Here is an 18,982-nt window from a genome sequence, read left to right on the forward strand (position 1 = left end):
TGATAAACAAAAGCGGCGTATCACAGCTTATGGTTCCTCTCGAAGTTTACCAATACGTAGCGCTGAATGTCGGGCTGCTGATCCTGGCTGCCTGGTTCTATATTTTGTTATTGATTTTAAGAGAGTTTCGCCAGTTTGCCGGGACTTTTTTAAACCACAAACAAGCCTCGCCAGACAACGACGAACTGCTTGCACAGTGCCGCGAATCGGTGACCCGGGCCAGCCAGTTTACCCAGCAGCACAGTAAAACCATTGCGGAACTTTTGCAGGTGCAAATGACGCTCGAGAATCAGCTCTCCCAGATCCGCGCATCCACTGCAGATCACATTACTAAAGAAGAGCAGGGGTCAATCAATGAATTAAATAAAAAGCTCATTCGCTCTCATAAACTGATCAAGCGCCTGAAGGGCGAACTGGATAACAGCGGTAAAAAACTGCGCCATGTCAGCTCCAAACTCGAGCATCAATTCCAGTCTGCCGACACGTTGCGCCAGGCAAATACTCAGTTACAGGAAGAATTGGAACAGCTTAAGCAAGACAGAACGGGCGCATCCGCCAATGCAATGAGCGACCAGCAAACCCAAACTTTACTTAATCAATATAAACGGCAAATCGAGGAACAGAATCAACTGATAGATCAACTGTCGGTCGAACATGAAGGAGACAACAGCAGCGCCGAGGTGGCAGCCCTGAAAGCGGAACTTGACCAAACCCAACAAAAACTAAAACACCTCAGTAAAGAGAAGAGCTTTGTAGAAAGTCGCTATCTCGAAGCCATTAAACAAACTAAGTCTGAGTAACCAGAGCCGCGCCATGAAACCGCTCACAATCGTGCAACCACAGACAGCTCATCTATACTGGATAACAACCGATTGGTATCACCTTAAGGGATTGCGACTGAGGAATGTAAGTGAATAATTTGCTCTGTCCTAAACTCATTCTGATTTGTCTGCTGCTATATCTCTGCCCGATATCAGCCAGGCAAGCAACGTCTGCACCACAAACAAATCCCACCTTTTTTGACCTCGGTGAGTTAATCTTTCAGACCATAGGCGACAACGAACAGATCCCAAAAGGGGTTGTTACAGCTCTGGTACAGGATCCCCAGGGGTTTATCTGGATAGGCACGCAATTTGGCCTGATCCGCCACGATGGATACCGATTTACACCGTTTCAGCATGAGCCAAATGCTGAAACCACCTTATCAGGCAATTTTGTGCGTGCTTTATGGGCCGCCAAAGATGGTAAGATCTGGATAGGAACTTTTTCAGACGGCGTCTCGGTATACGACCCGCAATACAACGCTTTTAAGCGCTTTGAACATAACCGCGCTGATTCAACAAGCCTGTCTCACAATACCGTTCGATCGTTAACCGGTGACAATCAGGGCAATGTGTATGTTGCCACGGACAATGGACTCAACCATATTGATACCCGGACCAGTGACGTGACACGGCTGACCATACAAGGATGTGACACGGTGCTCCAAATACCGCGTCTGCGCTCCGTCTTGCTGATGGGGAAAAACACGCTCTGGCTTGGCAGTAAAACCGGCTTATGCCGCATCACTTTACCTGCGTTTGACACAGCAGAGCAGGCAGACTGGCACCAGCCTCTGACAGGAGAAACGCAGGTGGCGTTCAACGGTCAGAATGTGTTTCGTTTGTTTCAGGGGGCCAATCAAACCATCTGGGTGGGCACCACAGATCACGGGGCCGCCTTTTTCTCTCCGGGCTCCCCCGAAGTGACGCGCATTACCCATCGTCCCAATGACCCGAGCAGCCTCAGCCATCACTGGGTGAACGGCATTGTCCAACCCAGCGACAAAGAGATCTGGCTGAGTACATCCGGAGGTGGGATCACTGTGGTAAACGCCTCCGATGGCACGGTGATCCGCCATATTCGTCACGACCCGCTCAACCCCTACAGTATCAACCTTGATTCTATGGGTGCCATGCTCGTTGATGCATCTGGGTTAATCTGGGCAGGCACCTGGGGCAACGGGCTCAATCGACATAATCCACATAATGACGCGTTCAGAACCTTTGTCAGACGCCTGTGGCATCCTCATTCACTCACTCATGTGGATGTGAGAAGTTTTGCCGAGCTGAGCAATGGCGAGATCTGGGTCGGAAATGCTCAAACAGGGATCGATGTCATTGACCCGGAGATTGGTGTAATAACCAGCCACCATCCGGATCCTGCCGACCCCAGTAAGCTTGCCGAAGGCTATGCCAGAGTGATACGCCAAACCTATGATGGCAGCATCTGGGTTGGCACAGCTAATAAAGGGCTACACCATTTTTCCCCTAAAACTCAGCGCTTTACGCGTTACACTAGGGCAGACGGCCTGCCAGGATATCAGGTGGTCACATTACAGGAAACACCCACAGGACAACTCTGGGTTGGCACGGGTGAAGGCCTGGCTCTGATGGATATCAGCACACGTCAGCTACAGCCACTGACCTCCTTTGCCAATCATGAAATTTTGCAGGGTAAATCCGTACTGACCATGGCCTACCTGGCCCCTCAGCAGTTATGGATTGGCACCCGAAATGGCCTGTTTACACTGGATTTGAAAGAAAAAACCATCACTGAGATCAGCACACACAATGGAACCACAGATACGCTGTCAGACAACTATATCAGCAGTTTACTCGTCGACAGCGAGGCACGGCTACTTGTTGCCACCCCCATGGACTCGACAGACTGGTCCGCTATGACAAGGAATTTGCCGAGTTCGAGTCTCTGGATCAACTGGTGGATCGCCCCACCGGTACCGCAGGCAACCTGCTGGAAGACACACAAGGGCGGATCTGGAACGGCTATGGCTGGCTGGACCCAGACAACCGCCGATTTGAGGATCTGGGTGTCGCCGATGACTGGGACACTGGCACCATGTGGACAGGGTCATACACTAAGTTACGTGACGGCACGTTATTATTTGGAGGCACAAAAGGTATCCTGCTACTACGCCCTGAACGCTGGGTACCCTGGACTTACCAGCCCCCACTGGTCATAAGTGAGCTTGCCGTCAACAATCAACCGATTACCATGACTGATAAATTAATCCTGCCTCCCGATGCCCGCAGTTTCTCTGTCGAGTTTGCTGCGCTGGATTACACCGCCCACAAAGCAACCGCTATGCCTATCAATTGACGGGATATGATGAAAGCTGGATCCAGGTGGATGCCAGCAAACGTCATATCACCTACACCCGACTGCCACCCGGGCAGTATCAGCTCAGGATCAAAGGCACCAATCGTAAGGGACAATGGAGTGAACACCAGATCAACATGAGTGTCACCCAGTTGCCGGCCTGGTATGAAACTCTATGGTTCCGAATAGCGTGTATACTTCTGCTCGCTGCACTACTATACCTGGCCTACCTATGGCGGATCCGTGAACTGACACAGCAACAGATCGCACTGGATGAGCTGGTGCACTCACGCACTGAAAACATTTCTATGTTGGGCACCATAGGCAAAGACATCACTTCCACCTTGGATTTATCTTCCGTCCTTGAGCGGGTGTACAAACATGTCAATGAGTTGATGGTTGCAGATGTGTTTGTCGTTGGGATCCTCGATGAGCCGAATCAGCGAATTTCTTGTCAGCTTGCCATTGAAAAAGGACAAAAACTACCCGCCTTTGAATATGCTCTGTCCGACACCCAACGCCCGGCAGTATGGTGTGTCACCCATCAAAAGGCGCTCTGGGTTAATCAGATATCGGAGCTTACTCGCTATGTTAATCACATTGCACCACCGGTCAGCGGCGCCGAGAGTGAATCTCTGATCTATCTGCCATTGATTATTGATACCCGGATCATAGGCTGCTTAACCGTGCAAAGTTTTCAGCCACATGCGTTTAGCGACAACGACGTGCAAATGTTACGTACCATAGCTAACTACACAGCCATCGCACTGGCCAATGCCGACTCTGTTGCCCAACTGGAAAGCACCTTTGAGCAACTACAAACCGCTCATGAAGATCTCAAAGTAACCCAGCAACAGTTAGTCCAGCAGGAGAAAATGGCGGGACTTGGCCGGCTGGTTTCTGGCGTTGCCCATGAGATCAACACGCCTTTGGGCATTGGCATTACCGCAGGTTCTTATGCCAGTAAAGCGCTCTCGGAATGCGAGCAAAAGCTGGCCACCGGCAAACTGACCAAAGACAATCTAGAACAGTTTATGGCTTTGCTGAAAGAAAGCCTGCAACTGCTCGAGTCCAACCTGAATCGTGCGGCTCAGTTAGTCAAAAACTTCAAACAGGTGGCTGTCGACCAGTCCATTGAAGAGCTAAGCACCATTAATCTGCCAGACTATCTGAACGACGTACTAACCAGCTTGCACCCTAAGTGGAAGCATACTCAGGTCTCAGTGCAAACCGACTTTCCCAGTGAAGCCAGAATGTCGACCTACCCTGGTGCCATAGCCCAGATCCTGACAAACCTGGTGGATAATGCCATTAAACATGGCTTTGATGAGGGCAGCCAACCCGGCACAGTCAGCATTTCGCTCACTGTCAGCGAGGATCAGATCATCTGGGTTGTGTCCGATGACGGTGCAGGCATGAGTGAAGATACCCTCGGCAAAGTCTTCGAGCCTTTTTATACCACCCGACGCAGCAACGGTGGCACTGGACTTGGGATGCACATAGTCTTTAATATAATCACTCAAAAGCTCAAAGGCACCATAGAGTGCCACAGTGAGGCAGGTCAAGGATGTCGCTACACCATAGTGCTCCCAAACACCCTTGAAAGAGCCGAATGACATCGTTTAAACCAGCTTGACGACAAAAACGGCACGTTAAAAAGTAACAACCTACTTATCCGGATAAAAGGACTCAACAATGAATACCAAATTGATATTAGCACTTTCGCTGTTACTGCCACTTGCACCATCGGCAATGGCAGCAAAGGGAGTGGGCATGATTGAACGTATCTACCCCACCGAGACAAGAGTCAACTTTCGACTGAAAGGAGATGAATGCAAAAGAGACGCAAACAATGGTAACACCTACTGGTACTACGAACTGTCTGATGGTGCCGCTGACATTAATACTGCCATGCTGCTGTCGGCTGCTGCAACCGGGACAATAATCAAGATTGGCTATTCTTCCTGCGAGCCAGACAAAAGTCAGAAGATCCATTATTTGTATCAAGACTATTAACCTCACCGGGCCTGGCATCATTACAGCTTGTTTGGCCCTCCTTTAAGCAGTTCAGACTCCGAATAAACGCCCCAAAAAACTACTTGTAAGTATCTATTTAAATTAAATTTTTCTTACAAAACACAAAACCGCTCACACTTCAAAAAACACAATAATAAAAATATTGCAACATTGAAAATATTTTGTTTTATTTCTGGGTAATTATTGTTGCACTCGGGTTCTATTCAGGGTACATTCTCCCGCAAAAAAACAGCAAAGATCATCAACCTCAGCGAAATAAAGCCGTTCAGTCATGATCGTGGTCCGCTTAGGTTGTTACATTCATAAACAAGTTAGGTAGACACCATGAGCACGGAGCGAACGATGAGTACACAGCCAGCCAGATCACTCAGGCTGGCCGCATTTTTTGATATTCTACCCCTGTCTATTGCCGTGATCCCCTGGGGCATTTTATGTGGCTCACTGGCAATACAAGTGGGGCTGAGTCCTTTACAATCCCAATTAATGTCACTGCTGGTGTTTGCCGGTGCGGCACAACTTTCCTCTCTGACCATAGTCGGTGCCAGCGGTGGGGTCGCCACTATTTTGGGCAGCACAGCAGTGATCAGTTCACGCCACCTGCTGTATTCCGCCACCTTTCGTAACAGCGCCATTGCGCTACCACTGCATCATAAGATGCTTATGGCCTTTTTACTCACCGATGAAATGTTTGCGGTCACGGAAAACAAACGCAAAGAGCTGGGGCGCTTTCCACTGGATTACGCGCTGATTTCAGGGGCCACCTTCTATGTTATCTGGAATTTGTCTACGCTGGCGGGCATTGTGGCCGGCACCAGTATTCCCAACCTCGAAAGTCTGGGACTGGAATTTGCCATTGCCGCAACCTTTATCGCTATGGTAGTTCCCAACATCAAATCATCCCCAGTGTTAGTCGCAGTCCTGGTATCGACGTTTTGCGCGGTGCTGTTTCACAAACTCGAAGTACCCAATGACCTGCTGCTCTCAGCACTGATCGGTATGGTTGTGGGATATAGCCTGGACAAAGAAGCACTGTAGGAGCGCAACAATGAGTTATGACCTGATCCTGTTAATGGCTTTAATCACCTTTTTCATGCGTTACGCCTTTTTTATGGAAAAGCTGCCCATCAAGCTCGACCTGCGAGTGCAACGCTTTTTGAGTTTTACAGCGCCCTGCATTTTAACCGCTATGGCGGCACCCATTGTATTTGGCGAGGTAGCCTTGTCGAGCGAGGACATCACCAACCCCTTTTTACTGGCCGGTATTATCGCTGTCGTGTTAAGCCTGCTGGTAAAAAATACCTTATTCGTTGTACTGGCCAGTATGGGGGTGTTCTTTTCTCTAAAAACCATGCTCTGACAACAACTTATTGAAGCAACTTTAAAACACAGCATTAAGCTAAAGGAGATAGTATGTTTTTTAAAAGAAGCAAAAAGTTCACCATAAAAGTGAACAACTCACAGGTGCAAGGAAAGGAAAGTAAGACCATCCTGGATACCATCTTGCGCTCCAATGAAATCAATTTCAAATACAGCTGCGGCTCGGGCGAATGTGGCCAGTGTCGCTATCACCTGGTATCAGGTGAAGTTGAAAGCAATCCCAATGCCGGTGGTTATCTGGCATGCCAAAGCTATCCAAAATCAGACATTGAAATTATTCAGTAGAGTGAACTAAGACAATGAAACTAAATAAAGAGCAGAGTGCGTTAATCAGAGAATCATACAACCGTACTCTTATCCCAAAAGCGGTCGCCACCTGGCTTACCGGCAAACCATGCGCCGGGCAGAAGCCACTATTTAAACTACACTGGACACTGTACGTTGCGTTTGTGCTGGCTGTTTTCTTTCTTTCCTATATCGGTGGCTTTTACAATCAGGTTGCCGATCAGAGCATTGGCATCATGTTGCTGTGCTGGGCTGGTCTGGTGTTTTCTACCCGCAGAATGGCGGCGGTTATTCTCCACCAGAGCGTTCACGAGAGACTCAGTGGTAACGGCCTGTTTGATAAGTTATTAGGCGACTTTGTGACGCTGCTCATGCTGACTCAGGATTATGAAACCTATAAGGTCGACCACTGTAAGATCCATCATGGTCCACTGACCTTTGCGACAAAGTATGACCCTATCGTGCAGTTTTTCTCAGTATTTGGTATAGACTTAGGTGCGAAAAAGCAGAACCTGTATCTGAATTTCTTTATCAGTATTTTCTCGCCAATTTTCCACCTGTCGTTCTTTATTACTCGCCTGGGCTACAATATCAGCGCTGAGCGCAGCATCCGAAGCCTGCTGTCTATCGCCTACATTGCCGCCTTGCTGGCCGTACCTTATTATCTGACCGGTGGCTTTAGCGCCCTGTTCTTCGCCTTTATCGTGCCTGTGGTGTTCTTATATCAGATCAGTGCTTTCATAGAGATTTGCAGTGAGCACGCCTGGTTTGAAAATAACATTAAGAGCACAGAAGACCTGCTGGAAGACCCTTACTTCTACAGCGATATTTCGTGGGGACGCTTTTGTGGTTCAAAATATCCGGAAAAAGGCTTCATCAGCAAACTGAAATGGTATTTTGTGCAGCTGTTTTACCATCTGCCTGTGCGCCTGTTCATTCTGGTAGGTGACTTACCTCAGCACGATTACCATCACCGCAAACCGCTGTGTTTTGACTGGGTAAATGCGCGATATAACCGCGAAAAAGCGCTGTATAACCTTGCTGACGGTGAGCCTGAGTACATAGATATCTGGGGGATCCATAACGCCATAGAGCATGTGTTCGGGGTAGTGTCAGAAAAAGACCCTAATTACATTTCAGACTTCAATAGCTATTCAAAAGAGGCCCGGGGATCTTAACTTCTGGCTATCCGAAACCAGTGCAGCGGCTCTCTTCACCACTGCACTGGTTCCGTTTTAGACCATCTCACATTGCGGCAATATCATCCCGGGCTTTACGGGTATCGCGATGACAACTGCGAATATGCTCCTCTACAATCGCCAGTTTCTTTTCCAGGCCTGCTACTGTGAGCCAGTCAGCAAAAGTGCGTCTGAGCAGGGCTGTGTCTTGTTCTGAGCATCCGGTGATAAAGTTATACGGGAACCACTGTAACTGGTCATCGGGGATCCGCGCCTGGATCTGTGCCTTGTGTTGCTGCATATATCTGGCTGCAACGGGTCTCAGCCGGGGCTGGAATGCCGGAAACTGAAAGCGATAGTCGATCACAAAACTGCGTGTGGCCTCACTGAGCAAAAAATCATAAAACAGCGACACTTGCTGTGCATTCGCCACATATCCCAGCGAATCCAACAGATCTTCCTGTATCGGGCGGTTATCTGTGCTGAACAACTTTAATAAGTCCTGATATTCGTCATTGCTGCTGTTTTTGGCCAGTACCCGTAACACACTGGCGCGATGCTGGAGCTGAGCAAGCGGCCTGCTGGCAGCATACTTACGGGCAAATCCGATCGCTTCGGGTGATTTAAGGTACAGCCCATAAAGCTCTAGCCAGCTGCCACCTGTACTTTGCGTGATCAGCGCCTGCCACGGACGCTGTTTTGGTAAACGCTGCGCCAAAAAACCCACAAACTGAGGCTGTAAATGCGCGGGGACCTGAGCGACGAACGCATCCTTGAGTATATCCAGCGCTTTACTGGCCTCCAGGCTATCCGCGGGCTGAGTGCATAACAACTCGATCAGTCCCTGAATGTAGTGGGTATAGCCCAGCAAACCCGTTTTGGTCAGCGCTTCCTGGTTGTCCATATCTGCCAGTCTGTCGGCCATGATGCGCTGATCTACCGGAAACCGTGGGTTAGCGGAGCGATCAATATGACGAAAATATCCCACCCCTGCTGGGTCAATCAGTATGGCATCCTGCGCGCCCACCTGTGGCAATGACATTGCCGCTTCAGACAAGATAAGTCGCTGGGTTCTGATTCTATGACCATCCCAGAACTTAAGCTGCAAGGGGGTCGTCCAGCGCCTGCCTGTATCGTCATGAAAGCTTTGCTGCGACAGCACTAACTTGTCATTTTGCTTGCTCAGTGTGATCAGCGGATAGCCCGGCTGGGTCAGATAAGAGTTTACTATTTCATCAACGCGCAGTGACTTGGGAAATAACCCGCTAAAATCGGCCGTCGTCGCATGACCGCCCTGATGCGCTTCGACATATTGGCGCATCACCTGTTTGAATGTGGTGTCACCAACGTGAGCCTCCAACATGTTAAGCAGCGCTCGGCCTTTGGTATAATACAGCCCACCGATACCTTCATTATCAGTCCGGTCTCTGACGATGCGTTTCAGTGCCGGGGCACTGTGATTATCACCATCAAAAGCCCTGATCTGAGGGGTATAGGTACAGGTGTTATTGTCCGGGTAATAATGCGCCACCGCTTTGGCAGCAAAAAACTCACTAAACGATTCGTTCAGCCAGTAATCGTCGTACCATTGCATCGTGACATTATGACCAAACCAGGTGTGAGCGACTTCATGGGCAATTAACTTACGAAAACGACATAGCTCTCCCTGACTGGCATCCGCACCGGGCAGTTGATTGGTATTCAGCGCGATCAGGCTGACATTTTCCATCCCCGCCAGCGTGCCTATGGGTGCGATAAAAAAATCGAGCCTGCTATAGGGAAACGGAGAGTTCAAGTAGTCAGACAGGTAACTGATCGATTGATGGATAAGCGTACCCAGCTCAGCCGGTACGCTCTGACGCACATTTTTTTGCATATACGCCGTGGCCGGCACGCCCGCACCTTTAAGCTCAGTGGCATTAAACTCGCCGACCGCCAGTGCCAGCACATCGGTGTTGATCTTCGGCGTTGGCGCAAACCGGATCAGCTGTCTGTTGCCCTGTTGCTGGGTTTTAACCGGGCGCGTATTGTGCAATGCCTGCAATCCGGCGGGAATATCTAAGGTCAGGGTGAACGTGGTTTTGATACCCGGGTCGTCCAAGGCAGGAAACACCCTGCGTGCTTCCATCTCCTGAAACTGGGTAAACAAAGTAGTCAGGTCACCGTCTCCACCCACCTCATATAAGCCCTGCACGCTGCCCACCTCGCCAACCAGACCGGTGAAGCGTATGGTCAGCTCGGCGCTTTCTTCGAGTGTAAAAGGTAAATCATGGCGGACAATATCAAACTCATCTGCGGCGACCACAGGTAGTGAAAGCTGTTTGCCCTGATACGCCAGCTCAACCTGTTCAAGCGTTAAACCAAGGGCATGATAAGCAATATAATCAATAGGTTGAGAAAGTTGATATGTTAATTTTGTTTCCCCGCTAAAGGTCCGCTCGCCCGGTGTTATGGTCAGTTTTATCTGCTGTTGAGGGACTGAAAGTGCCTTTGCGATACGATAGTCCGCAGCCAGTACTGAATGCGCAAACAGCACCATCAAAACGACAAAAGATGCAGCGCCTGATTTATAAGCCATTGTTATTATTTATTCCTTCCGTTGTGATGTATTGATACTACGCCAAACCATGTCGTCATAAAAGCACCTCAGCATGAGCATGTACCCAAAACATTCATGATTTTTACTTATTTGTGTAATTTACATTAACAACGGGTTGCAAATAAAAACACCTAGAGGTAGTTTGATCCTTATTGGGGTACAAAATAAACAACAAGCAGGACACCATTGCATCGGATGCAGCAAACATAACAAGTAGCAACAATCATAAATCAGTAGGAAGCAAGATGAACAAGACATTCAGACTCACCTCGTTAGCCCTTGCCTTATCGGCCCTGTCGTCAACCGCCGTCAACGCACAGGAAACCAAGCAGTACATTCTAAAACAAAGTGATTTAGCCATTTTTGCACCGCAAACAAGCCGTTTTTCCCGCGCAGCTATTGCACAAGACTTTGCCGCTGAGCCTGCCGCAGAAGTACTGTCAAACGACGATAATGGCACAGTAGTCACCATGGAACTGACTGCTGAGCAGGTTGCGAAACTGAAAGCATCTGGCCAGTATGCCTACATTGAAGAAGATTATGAGTACGTGCCTTTCTCATCGACTAACAGCGCGGAAGTCTCACCGTATGGCCTTGCTGAAGTTCAGGCACCGCTCCTGCAAGACACCAACGCTGATCTGTTTAAGGTTTGTGTCATTGATTCAGGCTATGATCTGGGCCACCCGGACTTGCCACAAAACGCCACCGGCTTTACCGATCTGCCGGGCGGTCTGACCTGGTATCAGGATGGCTCCGGTCATGGTACCCACGTTGCAGGAACCATCGTTGCGCTGAAAAACGGCCAGGGTGTAGTGGGTGTGCTGCCCAATGATAAAATTGGCGTACATAACGTGCGCGTATTCGACAATGACGGCAAACAAGGTTTAACCTCGCGTATTGCCCGCGCCGTTGATAACTGTGTTGAAAATGGCGCTAAAGTTATCAACATGAGTTTGGGTGGCGGCAACCCCAGCCAATACTTCAGAGATCGTCTGCAAGCGGCCTATGATAAAGGCGTCTTGCTGATCGCGGCTGCCGGTAACGGCGGCGACGCGACCCTCAGCTACCCTGCCAGCTATGACACTGTGGTATCGGTGGCCAATATTGACGAAAACCGCGTTAAGAACAGCTCTTCGCAGTATAACGCGCAGGTTGAAATTGCTGCGCCAGGTACAAACATCCTGTCGACAGTACCCCGGGGAACAGGGGTTGCAGCTGGCGTGACCGCCAACGGCGTGTTTGTGAAAGGCGGTGGCATGACCAACTCGGTAGAAGGTAAGGTCAGTGCCGAACTCGTCGATTGTGGCCAGGGCCTGAGCACCTGTGCGGCCACGCAAAGTGTGTGTTTAATTGAACGTGGCGGTGCATCCTTTAAAGACAAGGCGGCAAACTGTCAGGCCGGTGGTGGTGTGGCAGCCATAGTCTATAACAATGCCCCGGGTTCCTTTGGTGGTACACTGGGTGACGGGGTACATGGCGTGACCATTCCGGTGATTTCTCTGTCGCAGGAAGACGGCACAGCCCTTCTGTCATCTGTGGGCAGCACGGTCGAAGTGCAGCTTGAAGCTATTCTGGACTACGATGAAAAGTCGGGTACGTCTATGGCCAGCCCGCATGTAGCCGGTGTTGCTGCTCTGGTTTGGAGCCAACACCCCAGCTGTAGCAATGTCGATATCCGTAATGCCCTGAATGCCACCGCCATCGACTTAGGCTCGGCAGGTCGCGACCATGAATACGGTCATGGCTTAGTGCAGGCTAAGGCTGCGTCTGATTATATTGCGGCCAATGGCTGTAGCGGCGCGCAGGACAACCAGCTTCCGGTTGCCAGCTTTACCGCCAGCTGCACCGACCTTGCCTGTGGGTTTAACGCCAGTGCCAGCCGCGATCCGGATGGACAGGTTGTTGCTTATGACTGGAATATTGACGGCGTCGCAACCACAGGTGTAAACGTGACCCATGCTTTTGCCAATGCGGGTAGCTATCAGGTGTCACTGACGGTAACAGACGATGCAGGTGCTACGCACACAGTCACTCAGTCAGTCTCTGTCACAGATGGCAATAACAATACTGGCTGTACCGGTCTGGAAACCTGGTCTGCCAGCAAGATTTACCGTTCAGGTAATGAAGTTGCCTACAATGGTCGCAAATATCACAGCAACTGGTGGCACCGTGGCAAAAACCCGGCACAAAACTCCAACGTGGGTAATGCCTGGAAAGTCTGGACAGACTTAGGTGCCTGTAACTAAACCCCCATGATTTACAATTGAGAGCAAGCAGTCAGGCGGTACTTAGGTATCGCCTTTTTTATGAGCCAAATCTTGTTGCCGCTGGCCCCATTCGCACAGCATATCCAGAATTGGCCTAAGCTCATCTGACAACCCTGTACTGGTGTATTCCACCCTGGGCGGCACCTCGGCATACACCTCACGAGAGACCAATCCGTCGGCTTCAAGCTCTCGCAACTGCTGGGTCAGCATCTTTTGTGTGATCTTTGGAATGCGCTTTTTCAGCTCACCAAAACGCAGTGTATTATCGCGCAGGTGAAACAGAATGATCACCTTCCACTTGCCGCCGATCACATTCATGACCGACGTCATCGGACAGCCACCTAAATTAATGTCATTTTCTTCTGTACGTAACGCGTTGTTTTCCGCCATTGGTTACACCGGCCCTGCTATACTCTTGATTAGTGCTTATTATGCTGACTATATCCGAACATTATAGTTTACTAAAGATACTATGGGTATTATTTATACTATTAATCCTGTTGCTGAGTACACCCAAGCAGACTAGAGAAGGTCAATACAGCATGAGTAATGATATCTGGGATAGAAGCAAGACAGACAAAGCGAACGCGGCCTTGTTTGGTAATTTCGTTTGGATGACCATCAACAGCTCGGATCTTAAAGGCATTCTCCAGTTTATGTGCGAAAACGTTGAAGTAGAGGACGTACACAAAACGGATGCTAAATTTGATACATTTGCGGTGTACAACGCACATCGCCTTATACTCGCCAAACTAGACCAACATATTTATCTGGGTGGTTTTGGGTTACCAAGCTTTCACGAGTCCGCCCGCCCGGATAATTTGCCTTACTACGTTGCGCACTGCGAAAAACAGGCTGTAAAAAATAATATGAACCTTCTGGGCGCGCTGGCAAATGCACTTAGTTCACAGTTTGGCGAGACACACTACTATGCAATGACCAACCAGAATCAGTTTTACTTTTGGCTAAAGTCGATAAGAGGAAAACTGGACAGGTTATATGCTTTTGAGCTCAACAACAGTGACGAATATCTTTCTCCAGGTCAAACACTTGAGAACACCGTTGTTTCTTTCGGCTCACCGACAGAAATTGAGCTGGCACTGTCAAAAGAATATTTCATTGAAGGGCTCAGCGAGCCCTGCGCAGAAACACAACTCCCCGAGATAAATTTATATGATGTACTGCGGAGGATCCCTGAAAACTGGGACGTGCACCCTTACAAAATACTTCCTCAGTTTCAGGATGCTTACCTGATTGAGTTATCTGTTCCCGCATTTTCCGGATATAGAAAGTTCATTGGCATTGACTCACTCTGCTCATAAGATCTGTATACCTGAGCAGACCTGGTGCAGAAGGCGTTATACAGTTACTAAAAAAGAGTGTTTGATAAACTTCATCGGACAGCCACCTAAATTAATTTCATTTTCTTCTGTACGTAACGCGTTGTTTTTTGACATTGGTTACCTTGGCCATACTAGCTTACAAATTGGTGCTTACTTGAACTGAGTATATCTGAACTCTATAGTTTCAAAAATATACTAAGGGCCATTTTGATACTTTTATTAGTTTTAAAGGCACATATTATGCTGACTGGCCCTGAGAAACGTAACACGACTGGATCAGGAAACACTCATGACCACATCAAAATATGCTTTCTTCGGCGCACTGGCTATGCTTTCAACCACCACCGCTCTGGCTGGTGACTTTATTTACAAACCCGCCTCTGCCACTGAGATAGCAGCACACCATCAGAAAGTAGCAGGCAGCCACCGCGAGCGTTTTGTGAAACCTTATGAAGTGCAACGCCTGAGTCAGAACGTCTACTGGATATCGGTTGCCAACTACAACGTCACCGCAGTGGTTGGTCAGCGCAGTGTATTGCTGATCGACGCCCCGCATGGCACAGGCAAACAACTGCTGGCAGCCATCAAGTCTTTCACCAACAAACCGCTGCATGGCATTGTCTATTCTCATGCCCATGCTGATCACGTGGGCGACTCACGGCTTATCCAAAAAGCACTGGCCGATACTCCCATTGAGATTTACGCCACCGCAGAGGTGCGCGATGCACTGCACTCGCACAACGTCACGGCGCCCGCGCCGATCACTCAGGTCATTGGTGATACATTTGACTTCGAGGGGCACACATTTAAAACATTTAGCAACTTTAATGGCCATACTCAGGACAACACCGCGTTATTGATTCAAGATCAGGGACGCACCATCATTCACGCCATCGATCTGGTCCATCCGGATCAGCTGGAGTTTCGCAGCTTTTCAAACGTTGAAGACGCCATTGCCTATAAAAACGACATAGATACACTGATGGCACTGGACTGGGACGTGATGGTCACCGGCCACAGTAACCTGGGCTACAAAGCCGATGTACAGTTTGTTCAGGACTATATTCGGGATGTGCAAACCTTTATTCATGAAGGGCTGGCCAAAGCCCAGTTTGCCGAGCACTTTAAGGGCGAATCGCCATTTAGCTGGTACGCTGGCTACACCAATGAGATCATTGACTTTGCTCACGCCAAAATGGCTGAAAAATACCGTAAAGGCAGAGAAGAAGAGTTTGATATTGTGGTTAAATCGCACGTGCGCGTGATGTTTTGGGCGATGTTTGCCCGGGCGCTGTAATACAACCGGTGTGTCGGGGGCTCGTGCCCCCGCACACCTTGAAATAAAGCGCACACACTCCCACTGCCAGCCCCCAAAGTTTGCTAGTCAAAGCGTGATTCTTCATCTACTATGTGACTGTATTGACGCATAAATAATAATCTAATGAAATCATTCCCGTCGCTCTATTTTACCAATCTGTTTTTGATTGGTGGCACCGGTTTACTGACCACCTATCTGGCTTTGTATCTCGGCAAACAAGGGGTCTCCACCTTCTGGATAGGTTTGCTGACCTCATGCTATTACCTGGGCCTGTTACTGGGCTCTAAACTGGGTTATCACCTGATCAAGTCTGTGGGACATATCCGGACCTTTGCCGCCAGTACCGCTGCGGTCACTGCTTGTGTAGCTGCCCACGGGGTGAGCGATAATATTTATCTGTGGCTGGCACTGCGCTTATTTGTCGGGCTCGGGATGATGTGTAACTACATGGTGCTGGAAAGCTGGCTGAATGAACAGGCTGCTCCTGAATCCCGTGGCCGGGTGTTCTCATTTTATATGATCACCTCTTATCTGGGCATGGTGGCAGGACAATACGCACTGTCGCACTTTCCGGAGCTGGGCTATGCGCCTTTGTTTTTGGTGTGCATGGCACTGTCGGTGGGGATCATCCCCATTTCGACCACCCGCCGGATCCACCCTAAACCGCTCAAACCCATTCAGGTCAGTTTGTTCGGATATATTAAGAAAATCCCTCAGTCACTGACAGCCGTATTGTTTGCCGGGATCATCAATGGCAGCTTTTATGGTCTTGCGCCGACCTTCGCGCACTCATCGGGCTTTAACGCAGAAGAGATAGCCCTGTTTATGTCGATCACCATTTTTGCCGGGCTCCTGGCACAGTGGCCAATGGGGGTGATCTCCGACAAAATTCGCCGCAGTATTCTGCTGCGCAGCAATGCTGTGATCATTGGTTTAGTAAGTCTGTTGTTATTTTTGTTGCCTGCCTCGCAGCAAACTGCCTATGTATTGAGTTTTATCTTTGGTCTGTTTGCATTTACCTTATATCCATTGTCATCTGCGCTGGCAAACTCGCGCGTTGATGACGAAGACAGGGTTGGCGTCTCTTCTGCCCTGCTGGTTGCCTTTGGGGGCGGTGCAGCGATTGGCTCTGCGGTCAATGCCCAGCTAATGGCCTCCTTTGGTCATCAGGCGCTGTATGCCTCGATTACGCTGCTCACTGTGTTGATGTTTACCCTGCTCACTTACATCAACTCACGACAAAAGGCCGAACAGCCTGAGCCCAGCGACTACGTGGTGGGCACGTCCGATGTGACTAACTCGCCGCTGGCCGCGACCATGGATCCGCGGATCGAAGAAACCACAGCCCACGAACAAATGCTGGTTGTGGATGAAGATGAGGTTGGCGACACCCAACCCCGGGATTATGATCCCCTGGACCATGAGGCGGATGAGGTACCCTTCGAAGAAACACCGCCAGATTGCCCAACCGAAGGTGATGATGGCCAAAAAGAAGCGCACCCACACGCCGCCCGATAAAAGACAATTAACGATGTGAGGCCATTTTTATGCCTCACTGAACTAGCAGGGACTGATAGCGTCTCTTAACCGAGGTTTAAAAAGGGTCTGGGTTGCCAGCCCAACTCGCGGATGGCTTTGTCGCTTGAGAACACCTGCTGCAGTGCATAGCCTTCTGTCCAGGTGCCATATATTTGCGCCCACTGCGCCGCTTGTCCGCACACAATTGGTTGCTCAGACAGTCTCTGTAATAAACTTGCCAGCGGAGCGCTTGGCTCTGCCGATCCTATGTACTCCTCACCTTGCTTGCCACGCTCAAGTACCAGACGATACAGCTCGGCCAGGTTAGTGCGCTCAACCAGTGGCCAGGTTTGCGTTTCTTCTGCTGGCAACACGGGGTGGCCACAGCGCTCAATTTCCCAGCTCAGGATGGGTGGCAAATAGTGCTCTTCCTCGCACACCACATTGACCGGGCTGACAACTCGTAAGTCGATGTTTTCTTTGTCCGATAACCAGGCGATGTTATCCAGCATCCACTGAAAATCGGCCACTGAGTGCTTTGGCGTGGTTTCAGTGATCACCGCATCATGACTGCCATAGGCCCAGCATCCAGCGGTATATACAAGTATAAGTGGCGTAGTGCGTGTTAAGGCATGGTTAGCCACAGCCTGTATCAACGTCGCATCCACCTCGCCCATCTTGTCATCAAAGGTACAGGCGGTATGGATAAACGCATCACAGCTCGCAAGCTCGCTGAGCCAGGATTGCGGCTCGGTCAGTGACCCCGTCACTGCCGTTGCGCCCAGTTGCACGGCTTTATCAGCGCTTGTTGCATTTCTGCATAACACCTTGACCTGATAACCATGTGTGATCAGTTCTCGCACTATGGCACTGCCTATATTACCTGTTCCGCCAGTCACAAATACCGATTTGTGTATGCTCATCTGTTTCTCCTTTCAGATTTAAAAACATACACCCACAGTAGCGCAATATGTACCCAAATTTCTACACTTCGTATGAGTAAAAGCGCCCACGGCGCCTCTTCACGCTACCTGAGATCCAGCCATCGTATCAGAGCGAATTACCCGGCTGGCCCACACAAACGCCAGCGCCAGTAACCCATTGGTATAAAAGTCCAGCGAGAAGCCCACTTCTGCCCCATACAGCATGCCCGCCAGTAACATCAGGCTCCAGCATACAACGGGGATCGACAAAGCCAGGCCCAGAGCATGCGAGGCAGGGCCCCGCAGGCAGGCAATCGCATTGCAAATAAAGGCACCGACCATCGCAATCATAAATACGCCTATCAGCGCCTGCATACCAACACCTCTGGTGGCATCACCCAGCACTACGCTGGCAATGACCCAGCAGGCCCCAATACTCAGTGCCAGCAAAGCCGCCAGTGCAAACCCCGCGCCCCACTTTGCCAGTTTCGGTGCTCGCGACGCAATTCGAGGGTGCAGTTTATACAACCCCAGGACACTGGATGCGAGTCCGATAATCGCCGGAATTGCGGGCCACAAAATAGAAAGCTGGTATCCGGAAAAGTGGCGTGCCCATAAACACAGGGTGTTGATTAACATAAAACCACCGGCAATCAGAAAAAATCGGGCATCCCAGGATGTAGGTGTGTGCTGAACGTTTTGCATTGTCTTCCTCGCATTGAATGTTATTAACCGTAAACAGGTGAGGTCATACAGTGCAAAAAAATGGACGATAAGTCGTTTGAATGGGCCCGTTCGAACTTTTTATTTCAATTATTTTCATAACGTTACACCACTTTCTTCATCCTCTTTTATCTCTGAGGCCTATTCAGCGGTGCATGTCAGGGCGCAATACGATGCGCCATAACGCACGCTTTAACACCCTGATTGTCACAGCCTATGTGCGACATGGGTTACCAAAAAGTCCCCTGGTAAGTA

The 18,982-nt window shown here is 49.6% G+C and carries 16 protein-coding genes; 12 read left to right on the top strand and 4 right to left on the bottom strand.

The features are described from left to right. Window positions 1-29 precede the first annotated feature (29 nt). The 8 genes from ELR70_RS24230 (at window position 30) to ELR70_RS24265 (ending at window position 8,036) form a co-directional block, all read left to right on the top strand. Window positions 30-800, top strand: coding sequence for a hypothetical protein (locus ELR70_RS24230; protein WP_054016130.1), 771 nt, complete (start codon window positions 30-32; stop codon window positions 798-800). Window positions 801-910: 110 nt separating this feature from the next. Continuing rightward, window positions 911-3,022, top strand: a complete 2,112-nt coding sequence (locus ELR70_RS24235) for a two-component regulator propeller domain-containing protein (RefSeq protein WP_128064751.1) — start codon at window positions 911-913, stop codon at window positions 3,020-3,022. 133 nt (window positions 3,023-3,155) lie between these two features. Further along, window positions 3,156-4,775: an ATP-binding protein gene (locus tag ELR70_RS24240; RefSeq protein ID WP_128064752.1), complete on the top strand. Its 1,620-nt coding sequence runs from the start codon at window positions 3,156-3,158 to the stop codon at window positions 4,773-4,775. A gap of 79 nt (window positions 4,776-4,854) precedes the next feature. Beyond that, a complete protein-coding gene (locus ELR70_RS24245) occupies window positions 4,855-5,175 on the top strand; it encodes a hypothetical protein (protein WP_054016132.1) in 321 nt (106 codons plus the stop codon). 363 nt (window positions 5,176-5,538) lie between these two features. Next, window positions 5,539-6,231 carry an AzlC family ABC transporter permease gene (locus ELR70_RS24250; protein ID WP_054016133.1) on the top strand — a complete coding sequence of 231 codons (693 nt, stop codon included), beginning with the start codon at window positions 5,539-5,541 and terminating at the stop codon, window positions 6,229-6,231. 10 nt (window positions 6,232-6,241) lie between these two features. Continuing rightward, window positions 6,242-6,553 (top strand): AzlD domain-containing protein, encoded by a 312-nt coding sequence (locus ELR70_RS24255; RefSeq protein ID WP_054016134.1) that lies wholly within the window; start codon window positions 6,242-6,244, stop codon window positions 6,551-6,553. A 53-nt stretch (window positions 6,554-6,606) separates the two neighbouring features. Further along, window positions 6,607-6,858, top strand: a complete 252-nt coding sequence (locus tag ELR70_RS24260; RefSeq protein ID WP_054016135.1) for a 2Fe-2S iron-sulfur cluster binding domain-containing protein — start codon at window positions 6,607-6,609, stop codon at window positions 6,856-6,858. A 14-nt stretch (window positions 6,859-6,872) separates the two neighbouring features. Further along, window positions 6,873-8,036 carry a fatty acid desaturase gene (locus tag ELR70_RS24265; protein ID WP_054016136.1) on the top strand — a complete coding sequence of 388 codons (1,164 nt, stop codon included), beginning with the start codon at window positions 6,873-6,875 and terminating at the stop codon, window positions 8,034-8,036. Window positions 8,037-8,103: 67 nt separating this feature from the next. Here ELR70_RS24265 and ELR70_RS24270 read toward each other — a convergent pair whose 3' ends face one another. Next, window positions 8,104-10,614 carry a M1 family aminopeptidase gene (locus ELR70_RS24270; protein WP_054016137.1) on the bottom strand — a complete coding sequence of 837 codons (2,511 nt, stop codon included), beginning with the start codon at window positions 10,612-10,614 and terminating at the stop codon, window positions 8,104-8,106. 266 nt (window positions 10,615-10,880) lie between these two features. On the opposite strand from ELR70_RS24270, the gene ELR70_RS25795 reads away from it, so the two are divergent. Continuing rightward, window positions 10,881-12,881 carry a S8 family serine peptidase gene (locus ELR70_RS25795; RefSeq protein WP_054016138.1) on the top strand — a complete coding sequence of 667 codons (2,001 nt, stop codon included), beginning with the start codon at window positions 10,881-10,883 and terminating at the stop codon, window positions 12,879-12,881. 42 nt (window positions 12,882-12,923) lie between these two features. Here ELR70_RS25795 and ELR70_RS24280 read toward each other — a convergent pair whose 3' ends face one another. Beyond that, a complete protein-coding gene (locus tag ELR70_RS24280) occupies window positions 12,924-13,292 on the bottom strand; it encodes a helix-turn-helix domain-containing protein (RefSeq protein WP_054016139.1) in 369 nt (122 codons plus the stop codon). Between the two features lie 152 nt (window positions 13,293-13,444). Here ELR70_RS24280 and ELR70_RS24285 point away from each other — a divergent pair, with 152 nt between their 5' ends. From ELR70_RS24285 to ELR70_RS24295, 3 genes are all read left to right on the top strand, one after another. Next, entirely contained in the window at window positions 13,445-14,224 is a 780-nt protein-coding gene (locus ELR70_RS24285) for a hypothetical protein (RefSeq protein ID WP_054016140.1), read from the top strand. Between the two features lie 310 nt (window positions 14,225-14,534). After that, window positions 14,535-15,542 (top strand): MBL fold metallo-hydrolase, encoded by a 1,008-nt coding sequence (locus ELR70_RS24290; RefSeq protein WP_054016141.1) that lies wholly within the window; start codon window positions 14,535-14,537, stop codon window positions 15,540-15,542. A 144-nt stretch (window positions 15,543-15,686) separates the two neighbouring features. Further along, a complete protein-coding gene (locus ELR70_RS24295; protein WP_082353236.1) occupies window positions 15,687-17,081 on the top strand; it encodes an MFS transporter in 1,395 nt (464 codons plus the stop codon). Window positions 17,082-17,146: 65 nt separating this feature from the next. Here the strand turns inward: ELR70_RS24295 and ELR70_RS24300 are convergent, their stop codons facing one another. Continuing rightward, a complete protein-coding gene (locus tag ELR70_RS24300; protein ID WP_054016142.1) occupies window positions 17,147-18,004 on the bottom strand; it encodes an NAD(P)H-binding protein in 858 nt (285 codons plus the stop codon). Window positions 18,005-18,103: 99 nt separating this feature from the next. Next, window positions 18,104-18,709, bottom strand: a complete 606-nt coding sequence (locus tag ELR70_RS24305) for a hypothetical protein (RefSeq protein ID WP_054016143.1) — start codon at window positions 18,707-18,709, stop codon at window positions 18,104-18,106. Between the last annotated feature and the right edge of the window lie 273 nt (window positions 18,710-18,982).

The organism is Pseudoalteromonas sp. R3 (assembly GCF_004014715.1).
GTDB lineage: Bacteria > Pseudomonadota > Gammaproteobacteria > Enterobacterales > Alteromonadaceae > Pseudoalteromonas.

Bases quoted from the DNA above. Each gene is read 5' to 3' on its own strand.
- ELR70_RS24230 (WP_054016130.1), top strand. From the start codon at position 30: ATGGTTCCTCTCGAAGTTTACCAATACGTAGCGCTGAATGTCGGGCTG.
- ELR70_RS24245 (WP_054016132.1), top strand. From the start codon at position 4,855: ATGAATACCAAATTGATATTAGCACTTTCGCTGTTACTGCCACTTGCA.
- ELR70_RS24250 (WP_054016133.1), top strand. From the start codon at position 5,539: ATGAGTACACAGCCAGCCAGATCACTCAGGCTGGCCGCATTTTTTGAT.
- ELR70_RS24255 (WP_054016134.1), top strand. From the start codon at position 6,242: ATGAGTTATGACCTGATCCTGTTAATGGCTTTAATCACCTTTTTCATG.
- ELR70_RS24260 (WP_054016135.1), top strand. From the start codon at position 6,607: ATGTTTTTTAAAAGAAGCAAAAAGTTCACCATAAAAGTGAACAACTCA.
- ELR70_RS24265 (WP_054016136.1), top strand. From the start codon at position 6,873: ATGAAACTAAATAAAGAGCAGAGTGCGTTAATCAGAGAATCATACAAC.
- ELR70_RS24270 (WP_054016137.1), bottom strand. From the start codon at position 10,614: ATGGCTTATAAATCAGGCGCTGCATCTTTTGTCGTTTTGATGGTGCTG.
- ELR70_RS25795 (WP_054016138.1), top strand. From the start codon at position 10,881: ATGAACAAGACATTCAGACTCACCTCGTTAGCCCTTGCCTTATCGGCC.
- ELR70_RS24280 (WP_054016139.1), bottom strand. From the start codon at position 13,292: ATGGCGGAAAACAACGCGTTACGTACAGAAGAAAATGACATTAATTTA.
- ELR70_RS24285 (WP_054016140.1), top strand. From the start codon at position 13,445: ATGAGTAATGATATCTGGGATAGAAGCAAGACAGACAAAGCGAACGCG.
- ELR70_RS24290 (WP_054016141.1), top strand. From the start codon at position 14,535: ATGACCACATCAAAATATGCTTTCTTCGGCGCACTGGCTATGCTTTCA.
- ELR70_RS24295 (WP_082353236.1), top strand. From the start codon at position 15,687: ATGAAATCATTCCCGTCGCTCTATTTTACCAATCTGTTTTTGATTGGT.
- ELR70_RS24300 (WP_054016142.1), bottom strand. From the start codon at position 18,004: ATGAGCATACACAAATCGGTATTTGTGACTGGCGGAACAGGTAATATA.
- ELR70_RS24305 (WP_054016143.1), bottom strand. From the start codon at position 18,709: ATGCAAAACGTTCAGCACACACCTACATCCTGGGATGCCCGATTTTTT.